Source organism: Massilia sp. AB1 (genome assembly GCF_018119385.1).
GTDB lineage: Bacteria > Pseudomonadota > Gammaproteobacteria > Burkholderiales > Burkholderiaceae_D > Telluria.
On the sequence record NZ_JAGKSG010000086.1, the window covers coordinates 1 to 8,687 of the forward strand.

At 67.3% G+C, this 8,687-nt stretch carries 6 protein-coding genes; 4 read left to right on the forward strand and 2 right to left on the reverse strand.

Translation table 11 applies throughout. The annotated features are described in order from the left end of the window. Window positions 1–117: 117 nt before the first annotated feature. A complete protein-coding gene (locus J8847_RS23650; protein ID WP_211527137.1) occupies window positions 118–1,092 on the reverse strand; it encodes an NADPH:quinone oxidoreductase family protein in 975 nt (324 codons plus the stop codon). 168 nt (window positions 1,093–1,260) lie between these two features. On the opposite strand from J8847_RS23650, the gene J8847_RS23655 reads away from it, so the two are divergent. The 3 genes from J8847_RS23655 to J8847_RS23665 all read left to right on the forward strand — a co-directional run bounded on the left by J8847_RS23655 (window position 1,261) and on the right by J8847_RS23665 (window position 5,255). After that, window positions 1,261–1,866 (forward strand): toll/interleukin-1 receptor domain-containing protein, encoded by a 606-nt coding sequence (locus tag J8847_RS23655; RefSeq protein ID WP_211527138.1) that lies wholly within the window; start codon window positions 1,261–1,263, stop codon window positions 1,864–1,866. A gap of 11 nt (window positions 1,867–1,877) precedes the next feature. Further along, entirely contained in the window at window positions 1,878–4,310 is a 2,433-nt protein-coding gene (locus J8847_RS23660; protein WP_211527139.1) for a tetratricopeptide repeat-containing protein, read from the forward strand. Window positions 4,311–5,066: 756 nt separating this feature from the next. Continuing rightward, window positions 5,067–5,255: a hypothetical protein gene (locus tag J8847_RS23665; protein ID WP_211527140.1), complete on the forward strand. Its 189-nt coding sequence runs from the start codon at window positions 5,067–5,069 to the stop codon at window positions 5,253–5,255. Window positions 5,256–5,403: 148 nt separating this feature from the next. Here J8847_RS23665 and J8847_RS23670 read toward each other — a convergent pair whose 3' ends face one another. Beyond that, window positions 5,404–7,437, reverse strand: a complete 2,034-nt coding sequence (locus J8847_RS23670) for a TonB C-terminal domain-containing protein (RefSeq protein WP_211527141.1) — start codon at window positions 7,435–7,437, stop codon at window positions 5,404–5,406. A gap of 423 nt (window positions 7,438–7,860) precedes the next feature. Here J8847_RS23670 and surE point away from each other — a divergent pair, with 423 nt between their 5' ends. Next, window positions 7,861–8,598, forward strand: a complete 738-nt coding sequence (surE, locus tag J8847_RS23675) for a 5'/3'-nucleotidase SurE (protein WP_211527142.1) — start codon at window positions 7,861–7,863, stop codon at window positions 8,596–8,598. The last annotated feature ends 89 nt before the right edge of the window (window positions 8,599–8,687 follow it).

The following is an 8,687-nucleotide window of genomic DNA, read 5'->3' on the forward strand; positions in this document are numbered from 1 at the left end:
GGGGCCCCGCCCCCCCCCCCCCCCCCCCCCGGGGGGCCCGCCCCCCCGCCCCCCCCAACGACGGTTTTACGGGCGGTGGTACAAAGAGCGCTAAATGCTAGGCGCTATAGCTTTTCCTTACGGGGTAATCACCACCTTACCCACGACCTTGCGCCCCGCCATATCATTCAGCGCCTGGGCCGTCTGGTCCAGCGGATACCGCTTCGACACCAGCGGCCGCAGCTTACCCTCCGCCATCCAGTCCATCAGCCTTTGCATCGCCGCCTGGTGCGCCGCCGGTTCCTTGCGCGTAAAGTCGCCCCAGAACACGCCGACCACCGACGCGCCTTTCAGCAGCATCAGATTCCACGGCAAGCGCGGAATCTCGCCCGCGGCGAAGCCGACCACCAGATGCCGTCCGCGCCATGCAATCGAGCGAAACGCGGGCTCGCTGTATTGCCCGCCAACGGGATCGTAGATCACATCCGGCCCGCGGCCCGCCGTCGCCGCCTTGATGGCTTCGCGCAAGTCCTCGCGCTCGTAGTTGATCAGCTCGTCCGCCCCGTGCGCCTTGCACACCGCCAGCTTCTCGTCGCTGGACGCCGCCGCGATGACGCGCGCGCCAAGCGCCTTGCCGATCTCGATCGCCGCCAGGCCGACCCCACCGGCAGCACCCAGCACCAGCATCGTCTCGCCCGCCTGCAGCGCCCCGCGATCGGCCACCGCGTGATAGGACGTGCCGTAGGTGAGGGTGATCGCCGCTGCCGTGTCGAAGTCCATGCCCTCGGGAACCGGCAGCAAGGATTCGAGAGGCGCCAGCGCCTGCTCGGCAAAGCCGCCGGTGCGCGTGAAGCCGATCACGCCCTGGCCCGGCGCATAGGCGGTCACGCCCGGCCCCACGGCCCGCACCACGCCCGCGAACTCATTGCCCGGCGTGAAAGGCAGCTCCGGTTTGTACTGGTACTTGCCCTGCACCGTCAGCACGTCGGGGAAGTTGACGCCGGCCGCCTTCACGTCGACCACGACTTCTCCCGGGCCCGGCTGCAGGTCGGGCAGGTCCGTTACCACCAGGCTTTCCGGCGGCCCCCAGTCGTTGCAGCGTACGGCTTTCATGCTTCCTCCTGTATTGATATCGGCCCGCATTATGCCCGAAGGAAACTGAGCTCGCCGGCCGTGCCACTGCCTGTCACACTTGTGCCCCCGCAAAGTGGGGCAGGTCGGGCGCGCTAGAGTCGAAGGAGGCAGGCGCGCCAGTTCAGCGCCTCGGAACCGGAGAAGGGAATGGCAATCCGTTACGGTTGTTTCTTCAGTTATGCGCACGGCAAGCATGAACTCATGAAGCGTTTCAAGTCGGCACTGGCCGATGCGCTGCGCTGCTACCTCGAACCATACTTCGACAACGAAGACGAACTGTTTATCGACACCGAGCAGCTGGGAGGCGGGGACGACCTCGACCGCAAGATCGCGCGCGCCATGTGCGAGAGCGTTTGCATGATCCTCATCTACACCCCCAAGTACGAAGCCCACGCCTACACGCGCCGCGAGTACGCGGCCATGCGCCTGCTCGAGCAGGAACGCAGCAAGTGGTACGACCTGCCCAGCCACCTGATCATTCCTGTGATCATGACGCGCCACCCGGACAGCCTGCCGCGCCAGATCACCGAGAGCAGCCTGTATGTCGACTTCTCCCATTTCACCATGGCCACGGCCGATCTCAAGTCGAACCCAGATTTTCTTCCGGACATTGACAAGATGGTCAAGCGGATCGCGACCCACTACGCGTGCCAAAAAAAGCATACGCCGCCCACCCACGACTGCAACCAATTCGTGCTTCCTGATGTCCCACCCGAGTGGCGCGATCTTCCAGACCTGACTTTTCCAAAATAATGAGGAGCCAAATGGAACATAACCGCATTCCGCTGCCGCCGCTGGTCACACCGGGCGAGGTGACCACCTTTTATGCTTACGAGGGCGGCGCCGCGCGCAACGCAATGCTGTCGGCGCTGGCCTTGCAACTTGCAGGGGCGGGCGCCGGAGCGCCGGATCGGACGCGTGCGGGCTCGCCTGTCCTGATGATCGACTGGGACCTCGATGCACCCGCCTTGCACCGGCATTTCGAGCTTTCCTCCGATGGCGAGGAGGCTTGCGCGGTGCTGGCGCGCCCCGACGCGGACTGCGATGCGGACCCCGGCTTGCAGCCCGGCGCTGAAGGCGAAGCGGGCGGCGAAACGCAGCGGCGGGCGCGGCCCGGACTGGTCGACTTCTTCGAGGCTTGCCGCACGCAGCTGAGGCGCGAGGCCTCCCAGCCAACCGGCGCCGGGAGCGACGAAGCACTGGCCGAGCGTGTGCTCGATGCGATCGACTGGCAAAACTACGTCGAGCGCGCGGACCAGCGGCGCCCCCTGTACCTGATGCGCGCGGGGCGCTTCGACGGCAGCTATGCCGAGCGTGCCGGCCGGCTGGATTGGGAAGCGCTGTTCGACGCCTGTCCGGCGCTGTTCCGCCGCTTCGGCGCGCGCATGGCGCGCCATTTCTCGCACGTGCTGGTGGCCAGCCGCCCGGGACGTTCGCCTGCGGTCAGCGTCTGCACCACGCTGCTGGCCGACAGGCTGGTCGGCCTGTTCACCCCTTCGCCGGGCAGCCTGGACGGCTTCGAAGGCGCCGTGCGGCGCGCCATCGAGTACCGCTGCACCCACGAGGACGAACAGCGTCCGCTGCTGGTGTATCCGCTGGCCTGCGCCCCTGACGGCGCGCGCAGCGATCCGCACCAGCGCTGGCGCCGCGGCGACGCGCGCCTGGGCGCACCGGGCTACCAGCCGCGCATCGAAGTCCTGCTGCGCGCCTGCTATGGCTGGCCGCGCGTCAACCTCGACAGCTATTTCGACGAACTGCAACTGCCGCTGGCCGACGCGATGTCGACGGCGGATCCCGGCACCGACCGCCGCGCCCTGGCGCGCTTCGCGGGTGTGCTGGCCGAATGGGTGGCGCCGGGGCGCTTCCCCTGGCAGTCGCTCGACGAAATCCGCCTGCGCGCCGCGGTGGCGCGTGCGCGTCCTGCCCACTCCGGCGCCGAGTTCGCAGCGCATGCGCGCGAACTGGCCGACAGCCTGGCCCGGCTGGGCGGCCTGTGCCGCCGTGAAGGGCGCTTCGACGAGGCGCGCGCCTGCCTGGAAGAATGCCTGGCGCTGCGCGAAGACACGCTCGACAAGGACCATCCCGCCGTGCGCGCCGCACGCGCGGACGTGGCGCTGCTGCTGCTCGACGCCGGCGCGCTGCCCGAGGCGCGCCGCCAGTACGAGCTGCTGGGACAATCCTGCGCACGCAGCGTCGGCGCGGACGATCCGGAAACCTTGTCCGCACGCTCGCGGCTGGCGCGCGTGCTGGCCGGGCTGGGCGAAGCCGAGCGCGCGCTGGCGCTGCACGAACAGGTGGTGGCCGCCTGCGAACGTGCGCTCGGCGACGAACATCCGGCCACCCTCGACAGCCTCGAAGACCTGGCCATCAGCCTGACCCAGCAGCACGAATACGGGCGCGCCCGCATTGTCTGCGAGCGCGTGCTGGAAGGCCGCCGCCGCCAGCTGGGCGCCGAGCACGAGGACACGCTGCGCTGCGGCCAGCGCCTCGCCCAGCTGCTCGGCGAGATGGGCGAGCTGGGTAATGCCCGCCGCCTGCTCGAAGCCGTGCTGCGCGCCCGCGAACGCCACGACGGTCCGGACGCCGCCGGCGCCCTGGGTGCGCGCGAAGCACTGGCGGAAATCCTGGCCGCGCAGGGCGACCTGGCCGCGGTGCGCAGCATCCAGGAGTCGCTGGCGCGTACGCGCGAACGCCACCTCGGAGCCGGCCATCCGGAAACGCTCGATATGCAGCTGCGTCTTGCCTCGACCCTCGGCCAGCAGGGGGAGACCGAGGCGGCGCGGCGCCTGCGTGAGCAGGTGGCGGAATTGCGGCGCCACCTGGAGCAGGCCGAGGGAATCGACCTGCAGCGTTCCGAGGCGGAGGATAGGCAGCAGCGAGAGCATGGACACAGGCAAGGACGAGGGGAGGGCGTGCAAGTGTCGGACAGTCTCGGTCATAAGCTGGCCCAGTTGCAAAACCTGATCGACAGCCGCAGTCCGCGCGAGGCCCGCGCCCTGGCCGACAGCCTGCGCAACACGGTGTTGAGGCCGAGCGTCGCGGACCCTTTGCGCCGGCGCGGCGCCGCGATGATCAAGCAGGTCTATCTGCAGGACGGCGACAAGGATGCGCTGCTGTCCTTCACCCAGGATGAAGTCTCGTCGCTGGAAGGCGCCCTGATCGAAGCGGCGCGGGATAACCCGGTGCCCTCACGCTGACCATGCTTGCCTATGGGCTTGGCCTGTTCCTGGCCTGGCCCGTCCGGCAATGTGTCGGCTCCAGCCGGCGAGCTGCAACTCAGCTTGCGTAACATGCTCTATGCCTCTTGTTTAACGGGTTTATCTTCGACTAAGCGAGAAAATTGGTGAGTAAGTGGCGGACGGCGCTGACTATACTGTCCGCACATGAGCAATGTCTTTTTACGCCCTTTCGCCCGGGCCGTAGTTGGTGGAGCCGGACGCGGTTTGCCAGGCCTCCTGGTCACCGTCTCGTCCACGCGGCCCTGATCCTCGCCTGGCAAATGGCGCGCAAATTGCCGCCCCGGCAGCCCGAAGGCGAGCGCTCTGCGATCCAGTGGATCAAGCTGTCTGCACCGGACTCGGACTCGGCCCCAGCGCCACATCGCAAGGTGACGCAAGCGATGCGCGCGGAGCCCCGAAGAGAGGGCCGTCGGGCGCTGGAAGATGCGGACCGGCTCGCTCCGGCCCCGCTCACGGCGGCTCGCGTTCCGACGGATGCGCCGCCGGCCGAGCCGGAACCTGTGGCCGCTCCGTCCTCCGAGACAGAGAGGCCGGCTTTGCCACGCGCCGAATCTATCCTCGACAAGGCGCGGCGCAGCGCCGGCGGCATCGATCGCGCACTGCGCGAGGAAGGGCAGCCCACCATCACGGCGCCGCTGGATAGTCCGCAGATCCGCGTGCGCCAGGGCATGGAGGGAAGCACACGCGATGGTGCGGCCGGGCTCGGCAGAGCTCGTGAACGATACAGGCGATGGCGCGCGCCGTACCCGTGTTGTCGCCCGCAACAGCAGCTACTGCGTCACGGACAGGGCGCCCGCCACCAGCATCGATGTGATGGAGAAGTATGGCAGGCAAAGGATTACCACCTGCCCGCCGCACGAACAGCCCGCCAAGCGGCAGCAATGGCGCACCGCGCGCGACTGAACGTCCAATGTGAGCCTCCGGGCTGACAGGCGCCATCCAGGATCGATATCGCGCTGCCGACTGCCGCTGACGCAGCCGTTTGCTGTGGGCGCTTGTCAGTGAGCGAGGGGTGTGCGCGATCCGCGCCGGAGCGCACACGTGCAAGGCTTCATTCCAGCCGGATCGCCATGTCGAAGATCCAGGTGCGGCGGATTTCAATCACGTCGTACTGGCGCGCCAGGGCAGGCGGGAAGGCGCCATACGGCGCCTGGCTGGCAATGACCTTGCGCACCAGGTCGTCGATCGCGGCCACGCCACTGGAGACGACGAAGCTCACCTTTTCCACGGAGCCGTCGGCCCGGACCGCCACCGTCACGACGGGCCGGGTGTGCGGCTGTTTCACCGCGTCGCGCACCATGTCGAAGGTCATGTTCATCTCGATCTTGCGGCTCATGGCTGCGGCGTACTGCACCAGGTCGGCATTCGGATCCGCGCGTCCGTACAGCCATCCTCGGCGCAGGCTGCTCGCCGAAGGCAGCGGGGGCTGGCCAGGGCGATTCGATGCGGCATCGCGCTGGGCCGCTTCTTCCCTGAGCTGTTTGGCGATCGCATTCAGGCGCTCCTCGCGTTTCGCCTCTTGCTCGGCGCGTTCCCGCTGCGCCTGATCCTGGCCGGCCGGCGCTTGCCCAGCCGCCTGACTGGACGGATCCTGCCGCGACGACTCCTGGCGGGCTGGCTGCTGCCGTCCCGCCTCGAGCTGGGCTCGCCGCGCCTGCTCTTGCCGGGCGGCTTCCCTGCGCTCTGCTTCAAGCTGCGCCTGCCTTGCCTGCTCTTGTCGCGCAGCTTCCTTGCGCTCAGCTTCAAGCTGCGCTTGCCTTGCCTGTTCGCGTTGCAGGGCTTCTCTACGCTCAGCTTCAAGCTGCGCCTGCTTGGCCTGCTCGCGTTGTAGGGCTTCTTTCCGCTCCGCTTCAAGCTGCGCCTGCTTCGCCTGCGCCTGTCGAGCAGCTTCCTTGCGTTCCGCCTCGAGCTGCGCCTGCCTTGCCTGCTCACGTTGCAAGGCTTCCTGACGCTGCGCCTCGAGCTGCGCTTGTCTCGCCTGTTCCTGACGCAAGGCTTCCTTGCGCTCGGAATCAAGCTGCGCCTGCCTTGCTTGCTCGCGGCGTAGCGCTTCCTGGCGTTCCGCCTCGAGCTGTGCCTGTTTCGCCTGTTCGCGCAAGGCGGCTTCCTTGCGCTCTGTGTCAATCTGCGCTTGCCTTGCCTGCTCTCGCCGCGCCATGTCCTGTCGTGCCGCTTCCGCACGTTCCACTTCCTGCCGGGCGGCTTCCTGGCGCTGCGCCTTCCGGCGTACAGCGTCCTGGCGAGCCACTTCCTGGCGCTCGGCGTCGAGCCGCGCGGCTTCCTGCTGCGCTTGCCTTTCCTGTTCTTCCCGCAGGACTTCCTTGCGCGCGGTCTCGGCCTGTTCCAGCGCCAGCCTCGCAGCGTCCTGCCGAGCCTGTTCTTGCTGCTGCGCCTCGCGACGAAGCATGTCTTGCCGGACGAGCGCGAGGCGTTCGGTTTCCAGGCGCGCCGCTTCGACCTTGGCGGCCTGTTCGGCGCGCAGGGCCTCCTGACGCGCGGCTTCCTGCTCAGCCTTCGCCTTCAGCGCATCCTGGCTGAGCTTGGCTGCCGAGTCGTCGGCTTTGTCGAGGATCGCCAGCGCGGGGGGCTCGACAGGAAGCGGGCTGGCCGATGGCGTTGGAGATGTTGGCGCATCTTTCGCGACTGTGACAATTGGTGGCGCCGACTGGATGGCAGTGTCCGGCGCAGCGGCCGGCGACGGCATGGAAACAGTCGCCGCAGCGGAAGGCGACCCGGCCTGTGGTGCGGGGACGGCCACATCGGCGCGCTCGCTCGGGGCGGGGCCGGCGGGAGAGGGACGGTCTGCAGGCGGCTGGTCGGCCGGTGCGGACTCCGCCGCACCCGGCCGCGTCATGGTGAGCAGGATGCGCAACTGTTCGGCCTCCAGCCGCCTCTCTTTCCATGGGAGCTGGAATCCGGGAAGCCCGAGACCATTGCCGCCCAGGCTAATACTCAGCAGCAGTGCGTGCACCAGCAGGGATACCGACAGCGCGATGGGCATGCGCCATGAATTCCACTGCGCGCGCTGCGTCGCGCAAGGCGATTCCATGCCGGGCAATCCTCGCGCGGCCGCGAATTCAGTCATGGAGCACCGGATGCTGTTCTTTGCGCGACATGGAGCGAGCTGGCCACTGTGAGAAATAGGAAGATGCCGAGGATGCAAGGACTTGTTGATGCTATCACAACAGTAATCCTATTTGATGCCGAAGACGTTTACTGACCAGGACTGTCGCCCCGGCGCCGCGTTCCGCAGCCGGCATCCTCCGGACACTTGAGGGCAGGGGCTTGTTTTCAGTTCAAGAACTGATGGGAGAGTCGCCCGGTCGAACGAGGACGGAAGCGCCTTCCCAAGGACTTGCCAAGCCAACCAGGACCCTTGCCACGACGCTCATGAGACTTAATGTAAATACAAAAAGAAGCGGTCAAATCGTGTCGGAAAGCATCATAAAATGTGAAATTGCGACCGGAAGCGAGCGATAAGACCGTTGCTTCAGGTAAAATCCCGGGAATGCGAATCCTCATCAGTAACGACGACGGCTACCTTGCACCAGGCATCATTGCCCTGGCGGAAGCGCTCGCGCCGATCGCCGAAATCGTCGTCGTCGCACCCGACAGCAACCGCTCGGGCGCCTCGAACTCGTTGACCCTGGACCGTCCCTTGTCGGTCCAGCGGGCTGGTAATGGTTTCTACTTCGTCAACGGCACACCGACCGATTGCGTACACATCGCGCTGACCGCGATGCTTGACGCGCCGCCCGACCTGGTCGTCTCCGGCATCAACAACGGCCAGAACATGGGCGACGACACGCTGTATTCGGGTACCGTCGCGGCCGCGACCGAGGCCTACCTGTTCGGTATTCCGGCGATTGCCTTTTCCCAGGTTCACCATGGCTGGGCGCATGTGGAGTCCGCCGCCCGCGTGGCGCGCGACATCGTCGAGCGCCGCTTCGAGCAGCTGCCGTCGCCTTTCCTGCTGAACGTGAACATCCCGAACCTTCCTTACGAAGACATCGGACCGCTGACCCCGACCCGTCTCGGCCGCCGTCACCAGGCCGAGCCGGTGATCCGCGCCCAGGACCCGCGCGGACGCGACATCTACTGGATCGGCGCGCCCGGCGCCTGCCGCGATGCGGGCGAGGGCACCGATTTCCACGCTACCCAGCAAGGCCGCGTGTCGATCACGCCGCTGCAGGTGGACCTGACCCACAAGACCCAGCTGGAATTGCTGGCACAGGGAATCGCATGAAAGACCAGCGCAGTACCTTCCCGCTCCCGCTGTCGTCGGTGACCGGCGCCACCCGCAAGCCGGGCGCGCCGGCGCCGGTCGCCACGCCG